The sequence below is a fragment of the Acidimicrobiia bacterium genome, from assembly GCA_041393965.1.
GTDB lineage: Bacteria > Actinomycetota > Acidimicrobiia > Spongiisociales > UBA5794 > UBA5794.
Window position 1 is genome coordinate 706797 of record JAWKJB010000001.1, and the last position, 26138, is coordinate 732934.

Here is a 26138-nt window from a genome sequence, read left to right on the forward strand (position 1 = left end):
GGTCTCCGTAGCCTTGCGAGCCACAAGGAGGGCTGATGGGCCATTACCACGATGAAGCGCAGCGCTACAACGCAACGGCGGCCCAGCTCCGCAAGCACATACCGGGGACCTATGCAGGCTACCGACAGATGCACGCCGAAGCGGTCTCTGATGGAGCGCTCGGTGCAGGCGTCAAGGAACTCATCGCGATGGCCTACGGGATTGCGGAGCGGTGCGAAGCCTGTATCGCGAGCCACGCCAAAGGGGCAGCCCGCGCCGGTGTGACCGAGGAGCAGGTGGCTGAAGCGGTGTCGGTCGCCATCCTGATGCAGGGTGGGCCCGGCACCGTGTATGGAGCAAAGGCCTTCGAGGCGTTCAAGGAGTTCGAGGGGCGGTACGGATGATCTTCCTCGGATCGATACCCTCCCCGTCCCAGAACGCTATCGAGATCGGCCCGTTGACGATCCACATGTACGGCGTTCTGATCGCGATCGGCGTCATCGTGGCGATCGTCGTGTCGCGCAACCGGTATGTGCGATTCGGCGGCTCGGGGGAGATGTTCGAGCGCATCTCCGTGTGGGTCGTTGTCATCGGCTTCCTCGGGGCTCGGGCCGCATATGTCGTGACCCACACCCACCGATTCGAGGGAAGGCCGTGGGCCGCGTTGTACATCTGGGAGGGGGGTCTCGCGCTGTATGGCGGCCTCCTGTTCGGTGCGATCACCTTCATCTATCTGTTGAACCGGTACCGGGGGGATGTCTTCGCGGTGGGTGACGCCGTCGCGGTTGGCATCCCGCTCGCCCAAGCGATCGGGCGATGGGGGAACTACTTCAACCAGGAGCTGTTCGGAACCCCGAGCGATCTGCCGTGGGCCGTCCAGATCGATCCGGACAAGGCCGCGGCGGCGGGCTATCCAGGAGTCGAGACCTTTCATCCGACCTTCCTGTACGAGTCGCTGTGGAATCTCGCCGTGCTCGTCCCCGTGATCCTGTGGCTCGAGAAGCGGGGGAAGCTCGCCAAGGGAGCGTCGTGGGGTGTCTATGTCGCGTTGTATGCGTTCATCCGGTTCCTGATGGAGCTGATGCGCACCGACACGACCTTCCGGTTCCTCGGCATGTCGCGCAACGGGTGGGTGTCGATCGCAGTGTTCCTCTTCGGAGTGGGATGGTGGTGGTACATGCAGCGTCGCGCAGAGCCACGAACCCTCGTCAGCCCTCCGACCCTCCTGTCACCGCAGCCCGAGACCGAGCCTGCCGCGCACGGGTCCTGATTCAGTCCCGATTCGCCGGGAATCGGGCCGACGCGTACACCGCGAACTTGGCGAGTATCTCCCTGTGCCCTTCGGAGTATCCGCGTTCGGATTCAGCGTCGGGGAGCCTGGTGTGTTCGACCACGACCGTCGTTGCGTCACCATCGTCGACAAAGCGAACCGTGATCGTCGAAGGGTTCCTCCAACCTTCCACCTCCCAGGTGTAGGCGACCTCGTCTGGCGGACGCCAACTGGTCACCGTCCCGATCTGGTGCTCGGTGCCGTCTGCGAATCGCTCGAAGAAGCGGCCTCCCAGCCGGCCTTCGAGGATGATCGATTCAGGCGAGGTCCCCTCCGGAGCGAACGAGTAGGTGAACCTGCCCTTCCATGGCCACCAGGCACTCATCTCATTGACATAGGCATCGAAGACCGTCGCCCGATCGGCCTTCACGCTGACCGTCTCACGCACCATCGACATCTTCGACCTCCTCGACATAGGCTTTGAGCGACCCCAGAGCGTCCGCCCACATGTTCTGAACCTCGGCAAGCCACGAATCTGCTTCGGCGAGGGCACCGCTTTCCAGCGAGTACCAGTTCTGCCTTCCCCGCGTTGTGGCGGTCACGATGCCGGCGTCCTTGAGCACTCGGAGGTGTTTGGAGATGGCAGGTCGGGTCATGGCGAAAGGGTCGGCGAGCTCCTTGACCGTCGCCGGGCCCGACGAGAGCATCCGGACGAGGGTTCGACGCGCCGGGTCCCCGAGCGCGGCAAATGTCCGATCGAGCTTGACTCCTGTCACCATTCTCAAATGGTAACTAGATAGTTACCAATAGTCAAATCGCCATCTAAGACGATCAATCGACCCGGAGGCCGATCCGCTACGCGGTCGACCCACCCGCCGGCGTCTTCTGGGTGTCAGCGAAGACCTCGCCGATCGCCGCGATGCTTCCGAGGATCGATGAGGTCTCCATTGGCAGGAAGATCTTCGTCGCCTGTCCGTTTGCGACCTGCTGGAGCGCTTCGAGGTAGCGGATGGCGATCAGGTCGGGTGTGGGGTCGCCGTTGTGAATCGCCGCGAACACGCGCTCGATGGCTTGCCCTTCACCCTCGGCGATCGTCAACCGTTCGTACTTCTGAGCATCGGCAACGGTCTTGATCGCTTCGGCTTGCCCCTCGGCATCGAGGATCCTTGATTGCTTCACGCCCTCTGCCTTGAGGATCGCCGAACGCTTCTCACCTTCGGCCTCGGTCACGATGGCCCGTCGGTCGCGTTCGGCCTTCATCTGGCGGTGCATGGCATCGGTGACATCGCCGGGGGGATCGATGCGCTGGATCTCGACCCGCACGACCCTCGTGCCCCAGACATCGGTCGCCTCGTCGAGGATCACCCGAAGCTCGGTATTGATCTTCTCGCGTGATGTCAGCGCTGCGTCGAGCTCCATGTCGCCAACGACATTCCTCAGGTTGGTCTGGGCCAGCTTGGTGGCAGCAATGATGAAGTTCGCAACATTGTACGCGAGCTTCACAGGGTCGGTTGCCTGGTAGTAGACGACCGCATCGACGGTCACGACGACATTGTCCTTGGTGATGACCTCTTGTGGCGGGACATCGACCACCTGCTCACGCATGTCGATCTTCTGGACCCGGTCGATGAACGGCACGATCATGTGGAATCCGGGATCGAGTGTCTTGCGATATCGACCGAACCGTTCCGTGAGCCCCTGTTCGTGCTGTTGGACGATCTTGATCGCGAGCGCGACATAGATCACGAGCACGACGATCAGAATGAACACGACTGCTGCTGCTGCCTCCATGGCTACCCCTTTCTTCCTCTTGGCTAGTTGCTGACCTTCTCGACGACGAGGCGCGCTCCTCGCACCTCGATGACCCTGACCTCCACTCCGACCTCGATTGGCTCGTTCCCATCGGTCGTGGCACGCCAATCCTCGGTCCCCATCTTGACCCTTCCTCCCCCGCTCAGGCGATCAACGGTGGCGATCACCACCGCCGTCGAACCGATGTAGCGGGCGGCTCCCACCGGAAGCAATTCGCCCCTGATGTCTTTGGCGGCGAAACGCTGGAGCAGCCACAGGAAGGCGATCGACACGATCACGAAGATGATGATCTGGGTGACGACGGCGACCTCGGCGAGCGCCAGAAGCCCGGCCGCGCCAGCTGCAACGGCGAACGGAAGGAGGAAGAAACCTGCCGTCAGGAGCTCACCGATGGCGAGCACACCGGCGCTGATGATCCAGACGGTTGCCCAGGTCGTCGCGTCCATTCCGAGGTCGTCCGGCGCGAAGAACGCCACCCCTGCAACGAGAATGATGATGGCGGCCGCACCGAGCCACAGGCCGATGGTTGCCGTGTTGGAGCCGGTTCTTGGCAGGGACGGGGGTGTTGGCACCGACGGCCTCGGCTCCCGATACGCGGAAGCCCACTCCTCGGCGAAGCGTTCGAGGTCAGGGCCGACAACCGTCTCGACACGCTTCCCGGCCCCCATGGCATCCTGGAGATGGGACCGCAACTCGATCGCCATGTCCGACGCCATGTCGCGGTCGACGCCGGAGCCGAGCCAGTAGGTGCGACACCGCTCAACAACTTGCTCACTCGTCAGATCGGCCACGCGTTGCTCCTTTCACGATCTGGTTCACTCCCTCGCTCAGGGACAACCACTCCTTCTTCCACAGCTTCAATTGCTTCTTGCCCGCAGATCTGATCCGGTAGTACTTGCGCGGTGGCCCTGAACCCTCCGCTTCGACAAAATAGCCTTCGATCAACCCCGATCGCTGCATACGGGACAGCGTCGGGTAGATGGACCCCTCGCTGACAAGATCGAGACCCCGTTCAGAGAGTTTGTTCGCCATCTCGTAACCGTAGCTCGGCTCCTCGTCGATCAACGAGAGCAGGCACATGTCGAGTACCCCCTTGAGAACCTGGGATCGGTGATCCATACGAGTCATGTACTGCGTACCTCAATATTATGCGAAACAAGATATCAGGCATAGCGAGGGTCGTCAAGAGGTGGAGCAGTTTACGGTTGACCGTCGACAGATCCTGTGGAACTGGAAGACCGTTGGACGGCGGCTATGGGCAGGTGGGGCGCCAGCCGGTGGCGTCGAACACCGATACGAGCGTGTCGGAGAGGAAGCGGTCGTACTCACGGAGTTCGTCTCGCGTGTCGATCTGGTTGTGGGACGAGTTGGGAGGCCGGTCATCGGGTTCCTCGAGGTTGCTGTCGAAGTAGCTCTGGGTGCCTTCCGCCCAGTACTCGTCGGAGTTGATCTCCGCGAGCGTGTTGACCCACAGGCCCCGCGCGATCGCGGTCGCATAGGCCTGCTCGATGCGGGCATCGGTCGTCGGATCGACCGCGATCATGCCGAATCGTCTGATGGCCATGGCCATCTCGCGAAGAAAGGAGTCCTCACCCTCGTAGCGGTCACCGTCGAGACACAGGAGGTTCTCCTCAGCGCCGGCAACGAGCGGAATGGCGTCTGTTCCGGGAAACGACCGAGCAGCACGGTTCCAGTCGGTACCCGGATACAGGTCGTAGAGCTCCCCGAACTCAGGAAGCTCGGGAAGGCGCTGGTCCTTGCCGATCACCCGCGCGTTGACACCCGCCGCAACGAGTGCGGCGTTGAGATCGGGGCGGTTGATCAGCATGTTGAAGATGCGGTCAGAGAGCTGAACGACGGCATCGGGATCGACCTCGTCTGCGGCGAGAATCTCGATGCCGAGAACATCGCAGCCCTTCGCGTACCCATCGATGCTCGTGCGCGGTTCCACGACACAGTCGTTGGTTGGCGGCGCCTCGGTCGTGGTGGTCACAGGAGTCGGCGTCGTCGTGGTTGTAGAGCTGGATGGCGAGACGAGTGTGGTCAGCGGCGCAGGGCTGGTCGTGCTCGTCGCAAGGATGGCGGCTCCGCCGCTGCCGGTGCAAGCGGCACACGCGACGACGAGCGAGACGAGCACAGTGGTTCTGACGAGCATCCGGCGGCAGCATATCGGCCATGCCGCTGTGGTGGTTCCGTTCGTGGTCTAACCGGGCCGGTCGGGCGCGAAGGTCAGCTCATCCCCATCGACTCCGATCGTGACATGGTCCCCGTCGATGATCGAGCCTTCGAGGAGCCGCATCGCGATCGGATCCGCGACCGCGGTCTGGATCAGTCGCTTGAGGGGGCGGGCCCCGAAACTCGGGTCATATCCATGGTCTGCGAGCCATGCGGTGGCCTCGTCGGTCAACGATGCGCTCACCTCCCGCTCCTGGAGTCTCGACTCAAGGATGCCAAACTGGATTTGGACGATTCTGGCGAGGTCCTCTCGGGTGAGTCGGTGAAAGACGATGGTGTCATCGATCCGGTTGATGAACTCGGGACGGAAGTGCTCCTGAACGGCACCTTGCACACGCTCAGCGATGATCTCGTCGGGTATACCGGGCGCGATGAGCTCCGAACCGAGGTTCGATGTCATGATCAGCACCGTGTTCGTGAAGTCGACGGTCCGACCGTGGCCATCGGTGAGCCTTCCATCGTCGAGGAGCTGGAGAAGCGTGTTGAAAACATCCGGGTGCGCCTTCTCGACCTCGTCGAACAGGACGACGGAATACGGTCTGCGCCGTACCGCCTCGGTCAGCTGACCACCCTCGTCGTACCCGACATAGCCTGGTGGGGCGCCGATCAGGCGGGAAACGGCGTGCTTCTCCATGTACTCGGACATGTCGATGCGCAGCATCGCGCGCTCGTCGTCGAAGAGGAACACGGCAAGGGCCCGGGCGAGTTCGGTCTTCCCGACGCCGGTGGGACCGAGGAAGAGGAACGACCCGATGGGACGATGCGGATCAGCGAGACCCGCCCTCGAGCGCCGAATCGCGTTGGCGATGGCAGAGACCGCTTCGTCCTGACCAACAACGCGTTCATGGAGATGGTCCTCAAGCCGGATGAGCTTGTGCATCTCACCCTCCATGAGCTTGGTGACCGGGATCGCGGTCCATCGGCTCACCACCTCCGCGACATCCTCCTCGTCAACCTCCTCCTTGAGCATCTTGACCTGGGACTGCATCTCGTCGAGGCGGAGCTGCTGATCGGTGAGCTGCTGTTCGAGCCCCGGCAGCGTGGAGTAGCGCAGCTCCGCGGCGCGTTCGAGGTCACCGGCCCGCTCGGCGCGTTCGCTGTTCGTTCGGGCATCGTCGATGGCCTGCTTGGTTGCGCGAATCTGCTCGATGGCATCCTTCTCGCGCTGCCAGTGAGCGGTCAACGCATCGAGTTCCTCGGTGATCTGGGCAAGGTCCTCTGCGATCGCATCGAGGCGAGCCGTCGATGCCGGGTCGTCCTCCTTGCTGAGTGCCTGGCGCTCGATCTCGAGCTGGCGGCGGCGGCGCTCGAGCGTGTCGATCTCGTCTGGCATCGAGTCGATCTCGATCCTGAGCTTGGAGGCGGCCTCGTCGACGAGGTCGATGGCCTTGTCGGGAAGGTGACGCCCCGTGACATAGCGATCCGAAAGGGTTGCCGCCGCGATCAGGGCGGCGTCCGTGATGCGCACCCCGTGGTGGACCTCGTATCGTTCCTTGAGGCCGCGCAGGATCCCGATCGTATCTTCGACGGACGGGGCGTCGACCATCACCGGCTGGAATCGTCGCTCGAGCGCTGCGTCCTTTTCGACATACTTGCGGTACTCGTCGAGGGTCGTCGCGCCGATCATCCTGAGCTCGCCCCGTGCAAGCAAGGGCTTGAGCATGTTCGACGCATCCATCGAGCCTTCGCTCGCGCCGGCGCCGACGATCGTGTGCATCTCATCGATGAAGGTGATCACACGCCCTTCGGCTGCTGTGATCTCCTTCAGGACGGCCTGGAGGCGTTCCTCGAATTCGCCTCGGTACTTGGCACCCGCGATCATCGCTCCGATGTCGAGCGCCACGAGCCTGCGGTTCTTCAAGCTCTCGGGAACATCGCCGTCGGCGATGCGCTGTGCGAGGCCTTCGACGATGGCCGTCTTGCCGGTACCGGGCTCACCGATGAGGACCGGGTTGTTCTTGGTGCGGCGTGAGAGAACTTGGATCACTCGCCGGATCTCGTCGTCGCGACCGATCACCGGATCGAGGGCACCCTTCCGGGCTGCCTCCGTGAGGTCGCGTCCGTACTGTTCCAGCGGTGCGAAGGTGTCCTCGGGATCCTGTGAAATGATCCTCTGCGATCCCCGGACCTCGGTCAGGACACCGGTGATGGCTTGTTCGGCGACTCCGGCGGCTCTGAGCATCTCGCCGGTCCGCGAGTCGGAGACGGCAAGGCCCAACAGCAGGTGTTCGACCGAGGTGTACGCGTCATCCAGCCTGTCCCTGATTCGCTCCGCTTCGTCCAACACGGCAACGGCGGCGGGAGAGAAGGCCGGCTCGGCTCCCCCGTGGATCCGCGGCTCATTGTTGAGGATGCCGTCGAGGGATGCACGCACATCCCCGATGCGGGCTCCTACGCTGTCGACAATGGAGTACACGATGCTGTCGGGTTGTGCGAACAGCCCTGCCAGCAGGTGGGCGGGACCCACCGTCGGATGCTTGGACCGCGCGGCGAGATCCCTCGCGGCGAGGATTGCCTGCTGTGATCGTTTGGTGAAGTGCTCGATGTCCATGATGTTGCGGTCGGTCTCCCGTCGGCTCCACTCGATGCAACCACAATATTGTATCACTTATGCCAGAAAATTTTAGTCGATACGACTCAGATCAGGAGAATCGTCGTGGTGCCTGGTGGGTGGTTCTCCAGGGTGCCCTCTTTGTGCTGTTCATCATGGCACTCGTGTGGGGCAACCGGCTCGACGGTGGAGGCGTCCTCGTCTATGTCCGGGCGGCGGGCCTTCTCGTTGCTGGCTTCGGGGCAGGCGTCTCGGCGTGGTCGGTGATCCAGCACGGTGCGCGGCTGTCGCCATTCCCTCGTCCGGTGTCCAACGCAAGGCTCATCGAAGGAGGCCCATACCGGTTCGTTCGCCATCCGATGTATTCGGGGATCATCGCGTTCACGCTCGGAACCGGGGTGGCGTATGCGAGCCCCGCCACCGTGCTCACCGCCCCGATGTTCTTCGTGTTCTTCGTTGCAAAGACCGCGCGTGAAGAAGAGATGCTGGTGGCCCTCGTTCCCGGATACCGGAGGTATCGCAGCGAAGTTCCATGGAGACTCATCCCGCGCATCGTGTGATCCACCGATCGCGGGAACCGGGTACGCTCCCGATATGTTGCCCATCACACTGGTCGAGACCGGACGCGACGACTTCGATGGCCCGATCGTCGAGTTCTGGCGTGGGGATGACTTCGTCGGAATGGTGTTCTTCGACGGTGACGAGGCGATTCTTCAGGTGTATCCCGACGGCGACGGCGATGTACAGGATCTCTCGGTCGCCGAGCTCCAGATCCTGCTCGACACTGCTGTGCGCATCGTTGATCCCGACGCTGTCGATGATGAGTTCCGAGATCTCCGCCTGCATGCCGGAGTCGTTGCCGGAGACGACATCGACTGGGATGATGTGCACCCCGCAACGGCGGAGCTCCTTGCGGAGTTCGATGAGCGGGTGGCGCTCCGAACCGATGAGGGGGAGGGCTTCTTTCCAAGGGATGTGGCAGCTTCGTTCATTGCACGATGCGAGGAACTCGATCTCGCCGTCGTCGAGATGGAAGGTCTGGAGCTCACGGGAGATGCCGCCTCTGCGATCGCTGGCCTCGACCTGGAAGTTGTCCCCCAACCGATGATGTCGTGGCCACAGTTCCGCTCGTATGCCAATGCAACTGCGGCCGACACCCTGTCCGGCTGGCCGGACCGTGATTCGCTCGTGGTCGCTTTCGTATTCCAGCAACCGGACGAAGAGTCGATCGTTGCATAGATGGCCGGAGATCCGGGGGGTGCCGGGCGGGGTATTCTGTCATCCAACCGAGGAGAGGGGCGCGTGTGCCGACCTTTCGATCCGATCTGATGTCGATCCCGCATTACGCGCCGGGGAGACCGATCGATGAGGTTGCACGCGAGCTCGGTCTGACGGCGATCGACAAGCTTGCTTCCAACGAGTGCCCAACCGAGCCATTCCCCGAGGTCGTTGCAGCGATCGCCAACGCCGCCCGGCAGGTCAATCGGTATCCCGACACATCCTCCCACGATGTTTGTCACACGCTCGCCGAGTTCCACGGCGTTCACCCCGACGCGATCTGGGTGGGCGCGGGATCAAGCGACATCATTCGGTCCGTGGCACTTGCCCTCGGCGGCCCTGACACCTCAGCCGTGTTCGCCGATCCGTCGTTCGTCCTGTACCTGATCAACACACTGATCGCCGGTGCACAACCGGTTCGGATACCGCTCGATCGCGAGTTCGGCCACGATCTCGATGCCATGCTCGGCGCCATTCGCCCTGACACAACGGTGGTCTATGTCTGCAACCCCAACAACCCCACCGGCGGCCACCTCGTCGCCGATCGGCTCGTCCGGTTCCTCGACGCAGTTCCCGAATCAGTCTTGCTCGTCGTCGACGAGGCGTACGCCGAGTATGTCACCGCAGACGACTACGCATCCGTGCTGCGTCTTGCCCCCGATCGGCCCAACCTGCTCTGTCTGCGGACCTTCTCCAAGGTGTACGGGCTCGCGGGTCTCAGGATCGGGTTTGCGGTCGGGGCGCCCGAAGTGATCGCAGCGGTGCGACGCACCCAAGCACCATTCGCGGTGACGACCATTGCCCAAACAGCGGCACTTGAGGCCCTCCAGCATCAGGACTCCGTTTCCGAACGGGTGATCGCGAACGCCGAAGGTCGGGATTACCTCTTCGATGCTCTCCAGGAGCGCAGCCTCGCTCCAGCTGCGTCCCAAGCCAACTTCGTGTACTTCGAGCCGCAGGTCCCTGCGGCCTCGGTCGCAGAGGATCTCACGGCGAGAGGGGTCATCGTGCGGGCATTGGGCCCCGGCTTGCGGATCTCCGTGGGCACCCCGGCTGAGAACGAGCGGTTCGTCGAGGCACTCGACGCGGTGATGCCGATCCGGACCGCCTGAAGTGATCGCTAAGGAGCGACGGGATGGTATTCGATCTCGACGCTCGGGGCGCTTCGGTTGGTGACATCATCCCACACCCCCGGCAATCCGCCCTCGTGGGTGAGCTGGAGGTAGAGCAGTCCGATGACGATCGCGGCGAGTACCAGCATGAAGAGCACCCTCATGGAGGCACCCTAGTAACTCGCGCGGAATCGGGCGCGATGTCCGATGATGACAACGAAGTGGCTGTCGCCGTCAGTCGGAGGCGAACTCATCGAAAGGGTCCGTTCTCCTCACATCCGGAAGGCTGGGGCGGGTGAGGCCGAACTGGACAACGCGCCGGCCGGGCGTGAGGCCGCGTCGCCGTTCGGCATCCTCGAGCAGTCTTCGAAGTCGGGCCACCTGGCTCGCCAACCGCTCGTTGTCACTCCGCAGTGCAAGGATCCGCCGAATCCCCTCGAGGTTGACTCCAGCGTTCGAGAGCTCCTGGATGAGCTGCAGGCGTTCGACATCGGCCTTGCTGTAGCGGCGTGTCCCTCCCGGTGTGCGATACGGTTCGAGAAGCCCCTTCTGTTCGTAGCCGCGCAGCGTCTGTGGATGCATGCCGACGATCTCGGCTGCGACGGAGATGATGTAGACGGCGTCGTTGCTCTCGCTCATGATGTGACCCCCAGTCTTGCACGCGGATCCCAATCGGACTGGGCACTGCGCAGCGCTGCGAGCGCCTGCCGCTCTTCGGCATCCGGATCGGGGTTGACGGCGATCGCGAGCGTCACGAGGAGATCACCGGTTCCCTTTGATGTCTTGACTCCCTTCCCGGACAGTTTGAGGGCGGTGCCCGAGGCGGTTCCGGCAGGGACCTTGATCTTCGTGGATCCATCGAGGGTGGGAATCGCGATGGTTGCCCCGAGCGCGGCCTCCGGATAGGACACGGGAACCTCGATTGCGAGGTCGCGCTTGCCGACGCGACGGAAGATCGGATGGGTTCCAACGCTGACCTCGACATACAGGTCTCCGGGGGGCCCGCCGTTGTACCCTTGGCCGCCCTTGCCGGGGACTCTGACCCTGGTGCCCGAGGCGATTCCTTTCGGGATCTTCACCTTCACTTGCGCGCCGTTGACCGTGAGCTGCCGTGTGGCGCCCTCAAGGGCCTCATGAAACGAGAGGTTGAGGGAACCTGTGGCGTCAGCACCCTGTCTCGGACGACTTCTTCCTCCGGAGAACAGGTCCTGAAACCCGCCGAAGAGGTCCTGTGCGGAGCCTGCCCGACCCCCGAAGAGATCATCAACCCTGACATACTGCTGTCCACCGCCTGGCCCTCCAACGAAGTAGCCCATCTCGCGAGCATGGTCGTATTCCTTCCGGGTCTCCTCATCCCCGATCGTCTCGTACGCCTCGTTGATCTCCTTGAAGCGGGCCTCAGCGGTCGGATCGCCGGGGTTGTTGTCGGGATGGGATGTGCGCGCGAGGGCTCGGAACGCCTTCTTGATCTCACTGTGGGAGGCGTCCTTGGCCACGCCAAGGGTGGCGTAGTAGTCCTTCTCGAGCCATTCCTTACGCATGTCCGACGATGACGAGGCTTGGGCGGATGACCCGTCCCCGCATCAGATATCCCTTTCGTACTTCCTGTTCGACGATCTGATCACCTTCGCCCGGATTCACCGACACCGCTTCGTGCAACGCCGGGTCGAATGGTGCTCCGACCGCATCGATCGGCGTGAAGCCGTCGCGGGCAAGCGCATCGAGGATCAGGTTGTAGGTGCTCTTCATCCCGGCGAGCATGCGCCCTTCAACCGCGGTGGTTGCCTCGATGGCGAGGGCGGCATCGAAGCTGTCGAGTGCGGGGAGAAGCGATTCGATCACTCGCTGACCGGCACGCTGGACATTCTCCACCTGATCTCGTTCGGTTCGCTTGCGGAAGTTGTCGAACTCCGCGGCAACGCGCTGGAGGTTCTCCAACAGCTCGCCGGCTTCTTCTCGTGCTTCCACCAGCTCCCTGAGGAGGATCTCGCGTGCCTCGTGCGGATCCTCGGGCAGACTGAGTCCGAGTACGGCTGCCGTCGCTGCCTCCTCGATCCCTTCGATCTCCTTCATGTCGGCTTCGGCGGTCTCTTGGTCGGGGAGCCCAGTGTCGGCAACCTCGGCTGCGGATTCAATGTCGCGGTGCATGATGCTCTCGTCTCTCGGGTGTCGTGCAGCGATGAGAAGGCCTAAGCCTCCTCATCCTCCACGACCTCGGCCTCAACGACCTCATCGTTTGACCCGGCCGTTCCATCGGAACCGCTGGCCGCCTCTGTCTCCGCCTGGGCAGCCGCATAGATCTTCTCGCCGATGACCTGTGCGCTTTGGAGCAGCTCGCCCGTCGCCGTCTTGAGGTCGGCCGTCGCCGCGTCCTCCTTGTCGAGGAGCACTTTGAGCGCATCGAGCTTTTCTTGCACGGGCTCCTTTTCGGCCTCGTCGAGCTTGTCGCCGTGTTCGGCGAGCTGCTTGCCGACCGAATGAACAGCGTGGTCGGCCGCGTTGCGCGCCTCTGCTGCTTCCTTTCGTTCGGCATCCTCGGCCGCGTAGGCTTCTGCATCCTTGACCATGCGGTCGATGTCGTCCTTGTCAAGGGCGGTCCCGCCGGTGATCGTCACATGCTGGCTCCGACCGGTGCCGAGATCCTTCGCCGATACCGACACGATGCCGTTCCGATCGATGTCGAAGGTGACCTCGATCTGGGGAATGCCGCTCGGAGCCGGGGCGATGCCGTCAAGTTTGAACTGGCCAAGACTGTTGTTGTCTCGCGCCATGGCGCGCTCACCTTGGACGACATGGATGTCGACCTCGGGTTGGTTGTCGGCCGCCGTCGTGAAGATCTCGGAACGCTTGGTTGGGATCGTCGTGTTGCGCTCGATCATGGTCGTGGCAACGCCGCCTTTGGTCTCGATGCCGAGCGTGAGCGGCGTGACATCGAGGAGGAGGATGTCGGACACATCGCCGGTGAGGACACCGGCTTGGATCGCGGCACCAAGCCCGACCACCTCGTCGGGATTCACGCTCTTGTTCGGCTCCTTGCCTGCAAGTTCGGTCACGAGCTTGTGGACCGCAGGGATGCGGGTCGTTCCACCGACGAGGATCACATGGTCGATCTCGGCGATCTCGACACCCGCGTCCTTGATGGCGCGTTCGAAGGGCTCGCGGGTTCGTTCCACGAGCTCGCTTGTCATGCGCTCGAACTCTGAGCGCGTGAGCGACTTGAGCAGATGGATCGGACCGTCCTGATTCGCCGTGATGAACGGCAGGTTGATTTCCGTCTGCTGGACCGATGACAGCTCGATCTTCGCCTTCTCTGCGGCTTCCTTGAGCCTTGTGAGCGCCATCGCATCCTTCGACAGATCGATTCCGTTCTCCTTCTTGAAACCGTCGACGAGCCAATCCATCACGACCTGGTCCCAGTCGTCGCCACCGAGGTGGGTGTCGCCCGCGGTCGACTTGACCTCGAAGACGCCTTCGCCGATCTCGAGCACGGACACATCGAAGGTTCCGCCACCGAGGTCGTACACCAAGATGAGTTCGTCTGCCGATCCCTTGTTGAGTCCATATGCGAGGGACGCGGCCGTCGGCTCGTTGACGATGCGCTCGACCTCAAGTCCGGCGATCTGGCCAGCTTCCTTGGTGGCCTGTCGCTGGGCATCACCGAAGTAGGCAGGGACGGTGATCACCGCCTTGGTGATCGTCTCGCCCAGGAAGGCTTCGGCATCGGCCTTGAGCTTCTGGAGGATCCGTGCCGAGATCTCCTGTGCCGTGTAGTCCTTGCCGTCGATGGCGATCGACCAGTCGGTACCCATGTGGCGCTTGACCGACCGAACCGTGCGATCGGGATTGGTGATCGCCTGGCGCTTTGCCTGGTCCCCGACGAGCACTTCACCGTTCTTGGCGAACGCGACCACCGACGGGGTCGTCCGGTTTCCTTCGGCGTTTGCAACGACCTTCGGCTCCCCGCCTTCGAGGACGGCAATGACTGAATTGGTTGTTCCGAGATCGATTCCCACGGCTCGTGGCATGACTTCTCCTTGTCGTGTGCGAGCGCACCCGGCGCTCCGTATGTCTTGAGTCGAGACGCTCAGTATAACCTGAGTCTGATCATATCAATTTTCACGGTTTGCCGTTCACGGTTCACTGTCAACTGTTCACAGTGAACTGCCCAACGACAAACACCGGTGGGGATCCCACCGGTGCCCTTGTCGCTCCGCCCGCTCCGACCGGTCAGTTGACCAGTCGGGCGATCTCGATCCGCTCACGGATGCTGCCTGCTCGCCGTTGATAGTAGGTGGCGACACCGTCATCTGTGCGGTCGTCTGTCTTCGTTTCGGCCGGTTTCGCCGCGACCTTGACGGTTGGTTCCGCCGGGCGGATCGGCGCCGGCTCGTCGGGACCCCGATCCATCGCTTCGATGGCATTGAGGTCGATGACCTCGGCACCGGCAACTGCTTCCCTTGCGAGCGATGTTGCTGACGCTTGTAGCGTTGCCACCGCAGTCCTGAGGCTCGCGATGCGTTCGCGGAGCCGGTCGCTCTCGTGTCGAGCGTCCTCGATGATTGCTGCAGCCGCGGCGCGTGCCTCGTCGAGCCTCTGTTGTGAGGCGATGGCTGCCTTGTGGCTCGCCCACACGGCACCCGTGGTGATGTTGCGAACTTCGGTGGCGGCTTCGCGGCGAACGGCGTCGCTCTCGGCGACCGCATCGGCAATCGTTGTCGCAGCACTCGCAGCGGATTCAGACTCTCTCGCCGCGGCGGTGGCCTCGGCGCGAGCCACGACCGCATCAGCCTCCTGATACGCCTCGGTGAGGATGGCATCCCTTCGTGCCGAGATCTCGGCCCCGAGGTTGGAGGCGATCACGGCCACAGTCTCTGCCTCGAGTCGGGCTTCGCCGATGATGCGCTGTGCATCGGCTTCGGTGTCGGCGAGGATCGAGTCACGCGTCTTTTCGACGGCGGCAAGCGTTCTCGCGATGGCCGTAGCCGATACCTGGGCGTCGTCGAGCTTCGTCTCGAGGTCACGAGAACGCTCCTCGGCGTCCGTTACCGCATCGACGAGTCGTCCCACAACGGCATCGACCTCTGCAGGGTCATATCCGTTCCGCTTGACCCTTCCGAACCGGTGGGTCCGAGCGATTGATGCACTGATCATGTCCTGTCACCTTCCCGGACCGACGCCCGCTGTGGCCCCTTCGACCCATGCGTCTTTGACCGGGTGGTCGTGACTGTGCGCTACACGACGATACGGTCGTCTTTCGCGCTCTGCAAGAGGTTTCTTGCACCTCTGGAACGAGGATGCCTCCTGCTCTACGCTGGTTCCATGGACAGGATCAGCGTCGACATCGACAAGCCGTGGCTCACGGTTGCCGACATCTGCGACTACATGGATGTATCGACCTTCGTGGTGACATCGGTGTTGCGTTCCGGGGAGCTTCCCGCGGTCAAGTTCGGCAGGGAGTGGCGGGTAGCACGAATGGACTTCGAGAACTGGATCAACGAGCGCCGGGGCGTTGGGGCACCGACCGAGACACCCGAACGGGCCCGACGACAGTCGTGACGACACCTGTCCGTTCCCCGGAGCTCAAGGAGCGAACCAAGTCGGACCGTCCGTGGATCGTCATCGTGTGGGATGACCCGGTCAACCTCATGGACTATGTCGTGTTCGTCTTCCAGGATGTCTTCGGGTTCGATGCCGCCAAGGCAACCCGTCTCATGCTTGCGGTCCACAACGAAGGCAAGGCGATCGTCTACGAAGGTCTCAGGGAACCTGCCGAGCTCGCCGTCTACCGGCTGCATCGCTATGGCCTCTGGGCCACGATGGAGCAGCAATGACAGCCATGTTCCGACGCGTCGGCGAGAAGATCCGCGCTGAGTTGTCCGCCGAGGACCGCGCGCTCCTCACGGAGATTCCCGAGCTTCTCAACGACATCGGTGCCAAGGAGAACGACCCCGCCGCCGCGGTGCTCGATCGACCCGCATATCGAGGTGACCGTGACGCGAGCGCCGAATTCCGAGAACTCATGGAGTCCCAAATCAAGCGGGAGCGGTTCGAGGACCGCTCCCGGTTTGCGAGCCTTCTCGCGGTACCGGAGCCGATGACCGACGATGAGGCGCGGGGAGTGTTGCGGGTGCTCAACGAGGCACGCCTCGCCCTCGCGGCTCGATCGGGCGCCATGGACGGCGGTCCCGGCTGGGAACTCCGGATCTCAGCGGACAAGCGGCTCGCCGTGGTCGCGTGGCTCGGTTTCGTCGAGTCCCAACTCCTTGCGGCAATGGTTCCGCCGGATCGGTAGAGGGGGTTCGTCGGGTAGCGTCCAACTGGCACCGATTCGAGGGAACACCGCCATGTCCATCGCCGCCATCTTCCTCGCCGCAGACGAAGGCGAGGGATTCGATCAACCAAAGTACCTGACCGCCATCGATGGGGTGCCGATGATTCGCCGCGTGGTCAGCGACTCGGTACCGTGGGGTGTCGATCGCCGGGTCGTCGTCGTGGGCCCCGACGCCGAGGAGGTCGTCGACGCCATCGCCGATCTCGAGGTGGACATCGTGATCGATCACGAGTGGGGGGAGGGCTTGTCGGCACCGCTGCGCGCAGGGCTCGATCTGGTTTCGATGGACCGATCGGTACGGGGATGCCTTATCGCGCGCGGCGATCAGCCAGGGATCCCACCCGCCGTCGTCGAATCGATGCTGTCTCGTTGGGAAGCCACGGGTGCCGATGCCGTCGTTCCCAAGTACCGTTTCGCGAGGGGGTGGCCGGTGCTTGTCGCCAGCACCTGGTTCGATCATCTGCTGTCCCTCGAGGGTGCCGCGCGCCTGCACGATGTGATCGCCACCAAGGCCAACACCATCGAGGAGTGCCATTTCGAATACCTGTCGCCTCCGGTCCTTGCCACACATGAGGATCTCCGGCTCAGGACGCGATGACCGCCTCGCACGACCGGCACCGATCGGGTTAGGCTCGTTCGGAGCCGTTTGCAGTCGAGATGGAAGGATCGATGTGGCTTCGATATCTGCGATACGAGCCATCGGTCAACGCAACGCAACGAAGTTGCGCAAGGGCCGAGTTCGGACGACCGAGGCGCTGCTTCGGGAAGCGTCGTCCCGCAAGGGACGCGCGGCGATCTCCGCTCGTACCGGCATCGCTTCGGCTGACCTCCTCAAGTGGGCGCAGCAGGCAGACCTGATGCGAGTCAACGGCGTCGGGGCCGAATACGCCGACCTACTCGGTTCGGCAGGGGTCGACACGATCAAGACCCTCCGTCGACGGAACGCGCAGAACTTGATGGTGTCGTTGACCCAGATCAACGGGAAGCGGCACCGGGTCCAACGCCTTCCCACCGTCGAGATGATCCAGGGGTGGATCGACGCTGCCAATGAGCTCGAACCCATCGTGAGGAGCTGAGCCTCATCGGGGATCGACCGAACTGTGGCCAGTTCGCTATGCGTTGGGTTCCGCTGAGGCGTTCCCTGCGAGGGGAGTCAACTGCTCGCTGGGTCGCAGTGAGCGGTATGCCGCCCAGATGTACGCGACGAGTCCGGCCGCGATCTGGATGCCGGTGCCTACGCCGTACACGGTCTGGAGACCTACGACCGATAGGTCAAGGCTCCACATCACGCCATAGGTCGCGATGGCGACAAGGGGCATGATCATCAGGATCGCGACATCGCCTGGCCGTACCCGTCCCTGAAGGGACGCAATCGCAGACGGTTCGCTGGGTGTCGACTCCCGACTCTTGGAGAGCAACCACAAGGTTCCTCCGAGTAGGACACCCAGCTTGATGGGTGCCCAGATCACCACCGGCAGAACGGCAAGGGCCGCATATCCGGCGCAGAGAGCGACGATGCCTCGACCGCCCCACCGGCCGGGTGCGAAACGATCGGGCCACACGAAACCCAACAGCCAATGCGCCGCCGCGAACACGGCTCCGACGATGAGCGCATAGACAGCGAAGCCCGCTGGATTCATGATCTCGTAAGGATCCTCGAAGTCGGTCAAGGCAGGTGGCAGCGAATACACGATGGACCACACACCCCAGTAGGCCCCGATGAGACCAGCGCCGATCGCAAGTCGGTGGCGCTGTCGATCGAGCAGCCAACGCCGAGCCAGATACCAGAAGCTGACGACGGACAGGAGACCGTGCCAACCGACGAAGAGTGCGGCCATTGCTGGCAGTGGACCATCGAGATAGATCTCTGTCGTGAGCACACCCTCGACGATGAACCCAAAGACCGCTCCGCCCAGCACGATCTGGTGGAGACGGCTCGACGGGCCACTTCCGAGGGTCCAGAGACCCACAAGGGCAGGAATCACATAGAACAGGGGCGTGAGAACCAGGGTCTCGGCAGTGGCTCCGCCGAGATACCAGTAGACCCGTTCGGAGGCCGTCACCATCACGACCGACGAGAGAAAGACGAACGCGGAAACTCTTGTCCACCGAGCTATTCGTCGTGCCATCGTGATGTCATTGTGCACATCGAGCGCGCACATCGGGAATCGGAGTCACCGCGATCCCGAGCACTCGTCCGTTCGCCCCGATTCAGACGATGGACGACCCACCATAGACGGGAAGAGTTACGACGAGGGGCGGATTCGGATGTACAGACCGTGGCGGGGCGTAAACCCTCCTCACGAGTCGTGAGTCCGACAACTCACCGTCTCGTGCGGAGGGCTCCGCCAATCACACCGAACTACGCCACACCAAACTGCCACACCAAACTGCGAGGGACAACGCCACCCGTTGTCGGCTAGCTCTTCTTGGGTGCTGACTTCTTCGGGGCGGTCTTCGTGGTGGACTTGGAGGCTGTCGCCTTGCTCGCAGCAGGCTTCTTGGAAGCGGTGGCCTTGGAAGCCGGCTTCGTGGCTGTCTTGGCCTTCGGAGCGGTCTTCTTCGCTGTCTTCGGAGCCTGCGGTGCTTCGACCGCATCACCCGAGGTCGCACCGTTCGACGGGCGGAACGATTCCTTCCACGAGTTCAACAGCCCATCGATCTGCTGGCGCAGTTTGGCAACCTGTTCGGTGATCTGGTCGACATCGACCGCGGATGACACGCTCTCGACGGTTTCCTCGACGCGTTCTCCGACATTCTTGTCGCCGACCTTCACCGCGTTGACCTTGCCGATCCCAACCTCGGCTGCTTCTTTCGTGCGGCCGAGCAACTCCTTCGCCTTGGCCGCGACGGTCGTCGCCGCGCCGGTGGAGAAGTCCACCGCCCTGTTGCCTGCCGAGACCGTCGAATCGACGATTGACCTTGCGGCCTTGGTCACTTGCTCTTTCTGTGTTTCGATATCGATCATGATTCCTCCTGATCCGTGAAGCTCGCGTAGATCTCTCGCAACGCTTGCTTCTGTTTGGTTGTGAGCTGGTTGTCGCTTTCGATCGCCGTGATCACATCTGGGCCGTCACGCTCGTCGAGCAGGCCGGCCTTTTCGTACAGCGTCTCGGTCCGAATGGACAGAGCGTCGGCAATCGATCTGAGAATGTCCGCCGAGGGCCTGCGAAGGCCCCGTTCGATCTGGCTCAGGTAGGGATTCGAGACCCCGGTCAATTCGGCGAGTTTGCGAATTGACAGTGCGCTGCGTTCCCGCTGTTCCTTGATGAAAGCCCCGACATCGGGCAGCGAAGGCGTCCTCATAGTTGCATGATACAGCAGTGTGCTTGCAATTGCTAGCAGTTGTGTCAGGTGAGATCTCCGCGCGAACCCGGAAGCGCCGGCGGGCTCAGAAGGCGGTCTTGCGCGCCGAGAGGATGTCGTCGAGCGCGTGTTGGATGGAGTGGCGGATGTCCTCGGTGTGCTCGAGCAGTTCGAGAGCATCGGTGGGGCCGGGTTTCGGCATGACGGGTGGCAGGAAACGGATTCGCCAGCGGATCGGGAGCGGGAGCGGGTTGAGCGCAACGGCGACCTCATCGACGCGCTGTTCCGGGAAGAACAGCCGCACGAGCCTTGCGAGCCGTTTGGACACCATCGCCGCCGGATGGACCTCCTCGGACCCGACGATGGCAACGGGAACGATGGGGACCGACGCCGCGTGTGCGATTTCGGCAAATCCGCCCCGACCGAGCCGGCCAACCCGGTATGCCTCCCACACGGGCTTCATGAACCCACGCTCACCTTCGGGAAATACTCCGAGGAGGTGACCGCGCCGAAGCAGTTCCCGTGCATCGTCACGCGCGGCGTACGCAGCGCCCACCTTTCGGTACAAATGGGACACGAACGGGAGCATGTTGAAGATCTCGGTCCCGATGACCCGGACGCGTCGCGGCTGTTCTGCCTCGTTGAGGACCGACAGCATCAGCATCGCCGCATCGTATGGCAGGGCCGCCCCACCGTGGTTCGCAGCCAGAACCGCTCCTCCCTGCATGGGCACATGTTGGATTCCTTCGACCTCCACCCGGAAGTAGTCGTAGTACATGCCGTTCAGCAGGTGCCATGCCATCTCGGCGATGATGGGATCGAGCCCGAAGGCGTCGGAGTCATAGGTCGCGAGCGTGAGATGTCGCCACAGCGTTGGCCATGATGCGAAGCCGAGGCTTCCGGTCAATGGAATCGCGCGGTCGTAGATGAGACCATCGGAGTGCAGCCCACAATGGGCTGTCCCCACCACGACGGGAAGTCCGCACGGGTATCCCTCGATGGTCTTCCACGGACAGTGGCGCGTTGTGTCCACAAGGGACGCGAGCCTGTCCGACATCACCCGACGCCGGGCCCGCGCCTGCGCCCTGTCTTCGGGAGAGATCCCGGGGATGGCGATCGGCGCGAGCCCTTCGGTCGGTGTGGGTGCCCCGTCCTCGCTGCCACCCGCGCCGCCGGAAGGATCGGTATCGCCCACAGGCGACGCGAGCGCGGTGATGAGTTCCGCCTTTGACATGTTTGAACGGCCCGCGAGGCTCTGTGCGCGCGCGATGCCCATCAGTTCCTTCTTCGTGAGTGCCGCAAGGTCGACTTCCCTCATGAGGCCTGAGACCCGGTGCGACCGTATGCATCGAGGACGGTTTGGCGGCATGTGTAGGAGGGCTCGAACCCGAACGGGGAACGCATCCGGCGTGTGTCGACAACGCGTCCGTGCTTGAGGACCGCCTTGACATGGCTCGGCACAACGATGTCGGCCCGAGCGAGGGCACCAAGTGCTGAGTCGAACAGCCTGCCGGGAAGCGGCTGGGGTATCCGCCGCCCGAGCCGCAGCACGCGCGACAAGTAGAGCTGGCCGTCGGAGGCGACATTGAAGGTGCCCTCTGTGTCGCGGTCGATCGCGTGCTCGATCGCTGCAACGGCATCGTGCTCATGGGTCACCTGGATGCGCGGGTCGAAGCCGAGCAGCGTCGGGACGATGGGAAGGGTGAGGTAGCGGCTGAACGGATTCGCGATGCTGGGGCCGAACAGCGGCGCGAACCGCAAGATGGTGTATCGGATGTGATCGTGGCGGTCCGCCATTTCGGTGACGAACCGCTCCATCTCCGTCAGGTCCCGCTGATACCGACTCGGTGTCCCCTTGGGACGGGTCGTCTCGGCGAGTACCGACGGGTTTCTCGGGCTCGCCCCGTAGTAGGCGGTGTCGGACTTGACGACGACCGACCGCACCGATTTGAGCCGTTCGATGGCGCCGAACAAGGCGAGAGCCCCAACAATGCGCTCCTCGCCTTCGGTGGTTCGGCCTTCCTCGGCTGTCCGGTGGACGGACTGGAGGTGAACAACGAAGGAGGGCTCGACTTCGAGGATCAGCCGAGCCACCGCAAGGCGCTCGAGGGAGAGCCGTTCGAACCGCGAGCGGAACCGAATGCGTGGTTGGGTGTCGTCGACGGCGATCACCTCCACATCGCGCCGTTGCTCGAGCCTGAGCACGAGTTGACCACCCGTCCACGACGCGGCTCCGGTGACAAACACTTTGTGCATTGCGGGCAAGCGTAGGCCCTGCGACTTCCCCAAGGTCGCCCCCTCCCGTCACGAACGGGTATCCATCTAGCCTCACCGCACATGGAAGACAACGCTGACGGGTCGACGCCCTCCGCCGGCATCATCGGTCTCGGACTCATCGGTTCGTCCATCTCCGCAGGGCTCGTCGATGCGGGTTGGCATACAACGGGCTACGACCCCGATCCGGATGTCGTCCGGTTCACCACCGACCGCTCGCTTGTATCGGCGGTCGCAGCGACGATCCCCGAACTCGTCGGGGCACGGTCCGACATCGTCATCGTGGCAGCACCACCGGGTGCAACCATCGAGATTCTTTCGGGACTCCGGATGGATGGCCCTGTCATGGATGTTGCTGGCGTCAAGACCGCGATCCGGGACGCGGCGGCGCATCTTCCCGGATTCGTCGGGACGCACCCGATGGCCGGTCGTGAAACCTCCGGTCCGGCTGCATCGAGTGCAGCGCTGTTCCGTGGAGCAACCTGGGTGCTCGTCGACGGCGGGAACCCCGAAGCCGTCGGAATCGTGCAAGCCGTGGTCGATGCGCTCGGCGCGCGACCGATCCTGATGGACGCACAGACACACGACCGTGCGGTTGCGTCCATCAGCCATCTCCCGCAGATCCTCTCCGGAGCCCTCCTCGCGATGGCGGCCGGGACGGAGGGAGCTATGGACCTCGCAGCGGGGAGCTTCAGGGACCTGACGCGGGTTGCCGCGAGTCAGCCGCTCCCGTGGGTGGAACTTCTGAAGGCGAACGCTCCCGCCGTGCTCGCTGCCATCGGTGCTCTCAAGAACCAGCTGTCCCTTCTCGAAGCCGGCCTCATGACCGACGACGACACCCTCATGGCACACCTCGTCGCCGGACGCGAGGCTCGTGACGCGCTCGGCGCCCCCGTCACGGCGGTCCGGGTTGCGCTTGCGGACCAACCGGGCGAACTCGCAAAGGTCGGCCACGCATTGGAGGCATCGCAGGTTGATGTGCGCGACATCCAGATGCGCCACGCTCCACATGGAGGTGGCGGTGTGCTCACCGTCTCGGTCAGACCGGGCGAGGAAGGTGCCCTCGCGCACGCCCTCGAGGACGCCGGACTGTTGCTCGTACCCTGACGGTGACCCGCTACCGTGTCGGTTGGAGAGGAAGACATGCCGTCAGTTCGTCCACCCTTCACGGTCGGGATCGAGGAGGAGTATTTCGTTGTCGATCGCGAGACGAGGGACCTCGTTGATGACCTTCCCGACGAACTCCTCGACGACCTCGCCCACCCTCCGATCGGGTTGACGAGCCCGGAGTTCATCCGATCGCAGGTCGAGATCGGTACGCCCGTTGCCAAGGACATGACCGAGGTGGCCGAGTGCCTCGCAACCATGCGGCGATTCGTCGCCGACACGGTGAACGAACACGGTATGGCCATCATCTCGGCTTCGACCCACCCGTTCGCCGATTGGAGCCAGCAGCAGCACACCGACAAGGCCCGCTACAACCTCCTCGAAGAGGCGCTCCAAGGTGTGGTGCGGCGCCTGTTGATCTGCGGCATGCATGTCCATGTCGGCATCAGCGACGAGGATCTGCGCATCGACCTGATGAACCAGATCACCTACTTCCTCCCTCACCTCCTCGCCATTTCGGGATCATCGCCGTACTGGCATGGCCAGGACACGGGCCTCAAGAGCTATCGGACGACGGTGTTTCGATCGATGCCACGAACCGGCCTTCCCGACGAGTTCGATTCCTGGTCCGAATACCGGCGTCATGTGGATGTCCTCGTCGGGACGGGGGTGATTGAGGATGCCTCGAAGCTGTGGTGGGACATCCGACCGTCCGCGAGGTATCCGACCCTCGAGATGAGGTCCACCGACATCTGCACGAGGGTGAGCGACGCTCTTGCCATCGCCGCCTGTTACCAGTCCCTCCTCGCAACGCTCTACCGCCTCCGGATGCAGAACAAGCGTTGGCGCATCTACTCGAGGATGTTGATCCAGGAGAACAGCTGGCGGGCCCAGCGCTACGGCGTCGACGAATCCCTCATCGACTTCGGCAGGGGAACGCTGGTGCCGGTCGGCGACCTGATGAACGAACTGATCGACATCATCGAACAGGACGCTTCCGACATCGGAGCGCTATCCCATGTGGAGCACATCCGCACGATCGTTGCTGAGGGCACGAGCGCCGACCGACAACGACGGGTCTATGCCGATGCGATCGCCAGCGGAGCCGAACCGCGAGATGGCCTCATCGCCGTCGTCGACCACCTCATCGCAGAGACGGTGGAGGGTCTGTGACTCGTGCGGTGCGGGTCGCTGGCGCTCAGCTGGATCTCATCGTCGGCGATATCGATGGCAACGCTGGAAAGATCGGCGAGTCCATGCGTTGGGCCGAGGACCAGCACGCCGATGTCCTGCTCGTCCCCGAACTCGCGATTACCGGCTATCCACCGGAGGATCTCGTTCTGCGCGAGGGGTTCGTCGATCGCAACCTCGCCGCGCTCGAAGAACTCGCGGCGATGTCAGGGGACATGGCCGTTGTCGTCGGTTTCGTCGACCGGCTCACCACCACACGGTTCGACGACGACTCGATGCCGCGGCGGGTCGCCAACGCGGCGGCACTGTTGCATCGCGGCCGCGTGGCGTCCGTTTACCACAAGAAGCTGCTTCCCAACTACGGCGTCTTCGATGAGGCACGGTACTTCGCGGAAGGTCGCATGCCACCGCAGATCCATGTGATTGCCGGCATCGCCTGCGGGATCTCGATCTGCGAAGACATCTGGGATGACTCGGGGCCGCCAACCGTGCAGGCAAGGGGTGGCGCAGAGGTCCTCCTCAACATCAACGGGTCGCCGTATCACATCGGCAAGAGCCGCGAGCGTCAGGATCTGCTTGAGCGCCGCGCTCGATCGACGGAGGCCGCAATTGTGTACCTCAACAGTGTTGGGAGCCAGGACGAGCTGGTCTTCGACGGCACTTCGATGGTGATCGATCACCGAGGCGAAGTCCGGCACCGGTCGCCCCAGTTCGTCGAGGATCGGTTCGTGGTCGAGGTCGTTGTCGAGAACAGCCCGCGTCCGTCGACGGTGGAAGTGGTGGCGATCTCGGAGGAGTCCCGGCAGGGAATCGCCCCCGTCACGACCGGTGCCGTGACGCCGCTCCTCGAACCGACGGCCGAGATCTACACCGCGCTTACGACGGGGCTCGGCGGCTATGTCCACAAGAACGGCTTCACGGAGGTCGTTGTCGGGCTCTCCGGCGGCATCGACTCGGCGCTCACGGCGACGATCGCGGCCGACGCACTCGGCGCCTCGGCCGTTCACGGCGTCACCATGCCGGGCCCTTACTCATCGCGCGGCAGTGTGGACGATTCGGTCGATCTCGCGACAAGGCTCGGTATCCGGATCGACACGATCCCTATCGACGACCTCTTCGAGAACTACCTCACCGCTCTCAAACCGGTGTTTGCCGGTGCCGCAGCCGATGTCGCCGAGGAAAACCTCCAGGCCAGGATCCGCGGCACGATCCTGATGGCCATCTCGAATAAGTTCGGCGGCATGGTTGTCGCGACGGGCAACAAGTCCGAGATGGCCGTTGGCTATGCCACGCTGTACGGTGACATGGCCGGGGGCTACGCCGTCCTCAAGGATGTGTACAAGACCACCGTGTATGACCTGTGCCGCTGGCGCAACTCCGGCAGCGAGGTGATCCCGCAATCGATCCTCGATAAGCCGCCGTCGGCGGAGTTGCGTCCGAACCAGCGCGACGCCGATTCGCTGCCGCCGTACGAGACACTCGATGAGGTGCTTCGACGCTACATCGAAGACGACAAGACAGCAGACGAGATCGCCGCAGCGGGATTCGATCGCGAGCTGGTGAGGCGGATCGCCTCGATGGTGGACCGCAACGAGTACAAACGCCGGCAGGCCGCGCCGGGTGTGCGTATCACGACGAAGGGTTTCGGCCGCGACCGTCGGCTGCCGATTACGAACCGGTTCACTCCGTGAC

At 63.3% G+C, this 26138-nt stretch carries 32 protein-coding genes; 14 read left to right on the forward strand and 18 right to left on the reverse strand.

Features of this window, described 5'->3' with window-relative positions:
* Positions 1–35 precede the first annotated feature (35 nt).
* Both R2823_03790 and lgt read left to right on the forward strand, forming a co-directional pair.
* A complete protein-coding gene (locus tag R2823_03790) occupies positions 36–383 on the forward strand; it encodes a carboxymuconolactone decarboxylase family protein (GenBank protein ID MEZ5175308.1) in 348 nt (115 codons plus the stop codon).
* A complete protein-coding gene (lgt, locus tag R2823_03795; protein ID MEZ5175309.1) occupies positions 380–1249 on the forward strand; it encodes a prolipoprotein diacylglyceryl transferase in 870 nt (289 codons plus the stop codon). The genes R2823_03790 and lgt overlap by 4 nt, the downstream gene beginning before the upstream one ends.
* A gap of 1 nt (position 1250) precedes the next feature.
* On the opposite strand, the gene R2823_03800 is transcribed toward lgt, so the two are convergent.
* The 6 genes from R2823_03800 to R2823_03825 form a co-directional block, all read right to left on the reverse strand.
* Entirely contained in the window at positions 1251–1706 is a 456-nt protein-coding gene (locus R2823_03800; GenBank protein MEZ5175310.1) for an SRPBCC domain-containing protein, read from the reverse strand.
* Positions 1690–2028 carry a metalloregulator ArsR/SmtB family transcription factor gene (locus R2823_03805; protein ID MEZ5175311.1) on the reverse strand — a complete coding sequence of 113 codons (339 nt, stop codon included), beginning with the start codon at positions 2026–2028 and terminating at the stop codon, positions 1690–1692. The genes R2823_03800 and R2823_03805 overlap by 17 nt, the downstream gene beginning before the upstream one ends.
* A gap of 76 nt (positions 2029–2104) precedes the next feature.
* On the reverse strand, positions 2105–3040 hold the full coding sequence (locus R2823_03810; GenBank protein ID MEZ5175312.1) for an SPFH domain-containing protein: 936 nt from the start codon (positions 3038–3040) through the stop codon (positions 2105–2107).
* A 23-nt stretch (positions 3041–3063) separates the two neighbouring features.
* A complete protein-coding gene (locus R2823_03815; GenBank protein MEZ5175313.1) occupies positions 3064–3852 on the reverse strand; it encodes an NfeD family protein in 789 nt (262 codons plus the stop codon).
* Positions 3833–4180: a PadR family transcriptional regulator gene (locus R2823_03820; GenBank protein MEZ5175314.1), complete on the reverse strand. Its 348-nt coding sequence runs from the start codon at positions 4178–4180 to the stop codon at positions 3833–3835. Before R2823_03820 ends, R2823_03815 begins: the two co-directional genes overlap by 20 nt.
* Positions 4181–4313: 133 nt before the next feature.
* The gene (locus tag R2823_03825) at positions 4314–5012 is read right to left on the reverse strand and encodes a hypothetical protein (GenBank protein ID MEZ5175315.1); all 699 of its coding nucleotides are present in this window, start codon (positions 5010–5012) and stop codon (positions 4314–4316) included.
* Here R2823_03825 and R2823_03830 point away from each other — a divergent pair.
* The gene (locus tag R2823_03830; GenBank protein MEZ5175316.1) at positions 4999–5268 is read left to right on the forward strand and encodes a hypothetical protein; all 270 of its coding nucleotides are present in this window, start codon (positions 4999–5001) and stop codon (positions 5266–5268) included. The genes R2823_03825 and R2823_03830 overlap by 14 nt on opposite strands.
* On the opposite strand, the gene clpB is transcribed toward R2823_03830, so the two are convergent.
* Positions 5265–7847, reverse strand: a complete 2583-nt coding sequence (gene clpB, locus R2823_03835; protein MEZ5175317.1) for an ATP-dependent chaperone ClpB — start codon at positions 7845–7847, stop codon at positions 5265–5267. The two genes, R2823_03830 and clpB, sit on opposite strands and share 4 nt — an antisense overlap.
* A gap of 59 nt (positions 7848–7906) precedes the next feature.
* Between clpB and R2823_03840 the strand changes: the two genes are divergently transcribed.
* The 3 genes from R2823_03840 to hisC all read left to right on the forward strand — a co-directional run bounded on the left by R2823_03840 (position 7907) and on the right by hisC (position 10237).
* Entirely contained in the window at positions 7907–8407 is a 501-nt protein-coding gene (locus R2823_03840) for an isoprenylcysteine carboxylmethyltransferase family protein (protein MEZ5175318.1), read from the forward strand.
* Positions 8408–8441: 34 nt separating this feature from the next.
* Complete coding sequence (locus tag R2823_03845) at positions 8442–9086, forward strand: hypothetical protein (GenBank protein ID MEZ5175319.1); 645 nt, start codon at positions 8442–8444, stop codon at positions 9084–9086.
* Positions 9087–9151: 65 nt separating this feature from the next.
* A complete protein-coding gene (gene hisC / locus R2823_03850; GenBank protein MEZ5175320.1) occupies positions 9152–10237 on the forward strand; it encodes a histidinol-phosphate transaminase in 1086 nt (361 codons plus the stop codon).
* An 8-nt stretch (positions 10238–10245) separates the two neighbouring features.
* Here the strand turns inward: hisC and R2823_03855 are convergent, their stop codons facing one another.
* From R2823_03855 to R2823_03880, 6 genes are all read right to left on the reverse strand, one after another.
* Positions 10246–10401: a hypothetical protein gene (locus tag R2823_03855; protein MEZ5175321.1), complete on the reverse strand. Its 156-nt coding sequence runs from the start codon at positions 10399–10401 to the stop codon at positions 10246–10248.
* 70 nt (positions 10402–10471) lie between these two features.
* Positions 10472–10876 (reverse strand): helix-turn-helix transcriptional regulator, encoded by a 405-nt coding sequence (locus R2823_03860; protein MEZ5175322.1) that lies wholly within the window; start codon positions 10874–10876, stop codon positions 10472–10474.
* On the reverse strand, positions 10873–11778 hold the full coding sequence (locus R2823_03865; GenBank protein MEZ5175323.1) for a DnaJ C-terminal domain-containing protein: 906 nt from the start codon (positions 11776–11778) through the stop codon (positions 10873–10875). The genes R2823_03860 and R2823_03865 overlap by 4 nt, the downstream gene beginning before the upstream one ends.
* Positions 11771–12385: a nucleotide exchange factor GrpE gene (locus tag R2823_03870; protein MEZ5175324.1), complete on the reverse strand. Its 615-nt coding sequence runs from the start codon at positions 12383–12385 to the stop codon at positions 11771–11773. The genes R2823_03865 and R2823_03870 overlap by 8 nt, the downstream gene beginning before the upstream one ends.
* Positions 12386–12426: 41 nt before the next feature.
* On the reverse strand, positions 12427–14262 hold the full coding sequence (gene dnaK / locus R2823_03875; GenBank protein ID MEZ5175325.1) for a molecular chaperone DnaK: 1836 nt from the start codon (positions 14260–14262) through the stop codon (positions 12427–12429).
* A 202-nt stretch (positions 14263–14464) separates the two neighbouring features.
* Entirely contained in the window at positions 14465–15388 is a 924-nt protein-coding gene (locus R2823_03880) for a DivIVA domain-containing protein (protein ID MEZ5175326.1), read from the reverse strand.
* A 168-nt stretch (positions 15389–15556) separates the two neighbouring features.
* Between R2823_03880 and R2823_03885 the strand changes: the two genes are divergently transcribed.
* The 5 genes from R2823_03885 (at position 15557) to R2823_03905 (ending at position 17644) form a co-directional block, all read left to right on the forward strand.
* On the forward strand, positions 15557–15793 hold the full coding sequence (locus tag R2823_03885) for a helix-turn-helix domain-containing protein (GenBank protein MEZ5175327.1): 237 nt from the start codon (positions 15557–15559) through the stop codon (positions 15791–15793).
* Positions 15790–16068: an ATP-dependent Clp protease adapter ClpS gene (gene clpS, locus R2823_03890; GenBank protein ID MEZ5175328.1), complete on the forward strand. Its 279-nt coding sequence runs from the start codon at positions 15790–15792 to the stop codon at positions 16066–16068. The genes R2823_03885 and clpS overlap by 4 nt, the downstream gene beginning before the upstream one ends.
* The gene (locus R2823_03895; GenBank protein ID MEZ5175329.1) at positions 16065–16529 is read left to right on the forward strand and encodes a DUF2017 family protein; all 465 of its coding nucleotides are present in this window, start codon (positions 16065–16067) and stop codon (positions 16527–16529) included. The genes clpS and R2823_03895 overlap by 4 nt, the downstream gene beginning before the upstream one ends.
* A 52-nt stretch (positions 16530–16581) precedes the next feature.
* The gene (locus R2823_03900) at positions 16582–17166 is read left to right on the forward strand and encodes an NTP transferase domain-containing protein (GenBank protein ID MEZ5175330.1); all 585 of its coding nucleotides are present in this window, start codon (positions 16582–16584) and stop codon (positions 17164–17166) included.
* Positions 17167–17239: 73 nt separating this feature from the next.
* Positions 17240–17644 (forward strand): DUF4332 domain-containing protein, encoded by a 405-nt coding sequence (locus R2823_03905; GenBank protein ID MEZ5175331.1) that lies wholly within the window; start codon positions 17240–17242, stop codon positions 17642–17644.
* A gap of 36 nt (positions 17645–17680) precedes the next feature.
* On the opposite strand, the gene R2823_03910 is transcribed toward R2823_03905, so the two are convergent.
* The 5 genes from R2823_03910 to R2823_03930 all read right to left on the reverse strand — a co-directional run bounded on the left by R2823_03910 (position 17681) and on the right by R2823_03930 (position 22130).
* Positions 17681–18697, reverse strand: coding sequence for a hypothetical protein (locus R2823_03910; protein ID MEZ5175332.1), 1017 nt, complete (start codon positions 18695–18697; stop codon positions 17681–17683).
* Positions 18698–18987: 290 nt separating this feature from the next.
* Complete coding sequence (locus R2823_03915) at positions 18988–19536, reverse strand: hypothetical protein (protein MEZ5175333.1); 549 nt, start codon at positions 19534–19536, stop codon at positions 18988–18990.
* On the reverse strand, positions 19533–19874 hold the full coding sequence (locus R2823_03920) for a helix-turn-helix transcriptional regulator (protein ID MEZ5175334.1): 342 nt from the start codon (positions 19872–19874) through the stop codon (positions 19533–19535). The genes R2823_03915 and R2823_03920 overlap by 4 nt, the downstream gene beginning before the upstream one ends.
* Before the next feature lie 85 nt (positions 19875–19959).
* Positions 19960–21192 carry a 1-acyl-sn-glycerol-3-phosphate acyltransferase gene (locus R2823_03925; GenBank protein ID MEZ5175335.1) on the reverse strand — a complete coding sequence of 411 codons (1233 nt, stop codon included), beginning with the start codon at positions 21190–21192 and terminating at the stop codon, positions 19960–19962.
* Entirely contained in the window at positions 21189–22130 is a 942-nt protein-coding gene (locus R2823_03930; GenBank protein ID MEZ5175336.1) for an NAD-dependent epimerase/dehydratase family protein, read from the reverse strand. The genes R2823_03925 and R2823_03930 overlap by 4 nt, the downstream gene beginning before the upstream one ends.
* Positions 22131–22211: 81 nt before the next feature.
* Between R2823_03930 and R2823_03935 the strand changes: the two genes are divergently transcribed.
* The 3 genes from R2823_03935 to R2823_03945 are packed head-to-tail and all read left to right on the forward strand — an operon-like array spanning position 22212 to position 26137.
* Positions 22212–23255 (forward strand): prephenate dehydrogenase/arogenate dehydrogenase family protein, encoded by a 1044-nt coding sequence (locus R2823_03935; GenBank protein ID MEZ5175337.1) that lies wholly within the window; start codon positions 22212–22214, stop codon positions 23253–23255.
* Between the two features lie 36 nt (positions 23256–23291).
* Positions 23292–24428, forward strand: a complete 1137-nt coding sequence (locus R2823_03940; protein ID MEZ5175338.1) for a carboxylate-amine ligase — start codon at positions 23292–23294, stop codon at positions 24426–24428.
* Positions 24425–26137 carry an NAD+ synthase gene (locus R2823_03945; GenBank protein ID MEZ5175339.1) on the forward strand — a complete coding sequence of 571 codons (1713 nt, stop codon included), beginning with the start codon at positions 24425–24427 and terminating at the stop codon, positions 26135–26137. Before R2823_03940 ends, R2823_03945 begins: the two co-directional genes overlap by 4 nt.
* Position 26138: the final 1 nt, after the last annotated feature.

Bases quoted from the DNA above. Each gene is read 5' to 3' on its own strand.
- R2823_03865 (MEZ5175323.1), bottom strand. From the start codon at position 11,778: ATGCGTAAGGAATGGCTCGAGAAGGACTACTACGCCACCCTTGGCGTG.
- R2823_03895 (MEZ5175329.1), top strand. From the start codon at position 16,065: ATGACAGCCATGTTCCGACGCGTCGGCGAGAAGATCCGCGCTGAGTTG.
- R2823_03810 (MEZ5175312.1), bottom strand. From the start codon at position 3,040: ATGGAGGCAGCAGCAGCAGTCGTGTTCATTCTGATCGTCGTGCTCGTG.
- R2823_03930 (MEZ5175336.1), bottom strand. From the start codon at position 22,130: ATGCACAAAGTGTTTGTCACCGGAGCCGCGTCGTGGACGGGTGGTCAA.
- R2823_03805 (MEZ5175311.1), bottom strand. From the start codon at position 2,028: ATGGTGACAGGAGTCAAGCTCGATCGGACATTTGCCGCGCTCGGGGAC.
- R2823_03915 (MEZ5175333.1), bottom strand. From the start codon at position 19,536: ATGATCGATATCGAAACACAGAAAGAGCAAGTGACCAAGGCCGCAAGG.
- R2823_03860 (MEZ5175322.1), bottom strand. From the start codon at position 10,876: ATGAGCGAGAGCAACGACGCCGTCTACATCATCTCCGTCGCAGCCGAG.
- R2823_03800 (MEZ5175310.1), bottom strand. From the start codon at position 1,706: ATGTCGATGGTGCGTGAGACGGTCAGCGTGAAGGCCGATCGGGCGACG.
- R2823_03870 (MEZ5175324.1), bottom strand. From the start codon at position 12,385: ATGCACCGCGACATTGAATCCGCAGCCGAGGTTGCCGACACTGGGCTC.
- R2823_03925 (MEZ5175335.1), bottom strand. From the start codon at position 21,192: ATGAGGGAAGTCGACCTTGCGGCACTCACGAAGAAGGAACTGATGGGC.
- R2823_03920 (MEZ5175334.1), bottom strand. From the start codon at position 19,874: ATGAGGACGCCTTCGCTGCCCGATGTCGGGGCTTTCATCAAGGAACAG.
- lgt (MEZ5175309.1), top strand. From the start codon at position 380: ATGATCTTCCTCGGATCGATACCCTCCCCGTCCCAGAACGCTATCGAG.
- R2823_03855 (MEZ5175321.1), bottom strand. From the start codon at position 10,401: ATGAGGGTGCTCTTCATGCTGGTACTCGCCGCGATCGTCATCGGACTG.
- R2823_03820 (MEZ5175314.1), bottom strand. From the start codon at position 4,180: ATGGATCACCGATCCCAGGTTCTCAAGGGGGTACTCGACATGTGCCTG.
- dnaK (MEZ5175325.1), bottom strand. From the start codon at position 14,262: ATGCCACGAGCCGTGGGAATCGATCTCGGAACAACCAATTCAGTCATT.
- R2823_03790 (MEZ5175308.1), top strand. From the start codon at position 36: ATGGGCCATTACCACGATGAAGCGCAGCGCTACAACGCAACGGCGGCC.
- R2823_03900 (MEZ5175330.1), top strand. From the start codon at position 16,582: ATGTCCATCGCCGCCATCTTCCTCGCCGCAGACGAAGGCGAGGGATTC.
- R2823_03840 (MEZ5175318.1), top strand. From the start codon at position 7,907: ATGCCAGAAAATTTTAGTCGATACGACTCAGATCAGGAGAATCGTCGT.
- R2823_03940 (MEZ5175338.1), top strand. From the start codon at position 23,292: ATGCCGTCAGTTCGTCCACCCTTCACGGTCGGGATCGAGGAGGAGTAT.
- R2823_03910 (MEZ5175332.1), bottom strand. From the start codon at position 18,697: ATGGCACGACGAATAGCTCGGTGGACAAGAGTTTCCGCGTTCGTCTTT.
- clpB (MEZ5175317.1), bottom strand. From the start codon at position 7,847: ATGGACATCGAGCACTTCACCAAACGATCACAGCAGGCAATCCTCGCC.
- R2823_03845 (MEZ5175319.1), top strand. From the start codon at position 8,442: ATGTTGCCCATCACACTGGTCGAGACCGGACGCGACGACTTCGATGGC.
- R2823_03935 (MEZ5175337.1), top strand. From the start codon at position 22,212: ATGGAAGACAACGCTGACGGGTCGACGCCCTCCGCCGGCATCATCGGT.
- R2823_03880 (MEZ5175326.1), bottom strand. From the start codon at position 15,388: ATGATCAGTGCATCAATCGCTCGGACCCACCGGTTCGGAAGGGTCAAG.
- R2823_03885 (MEZ5175327.1), top strand. From the start codon at position 15,557: ATGGACAGGATCAGCGTCGACATCGACAAGCCGTGGCTCACGGTTGCC.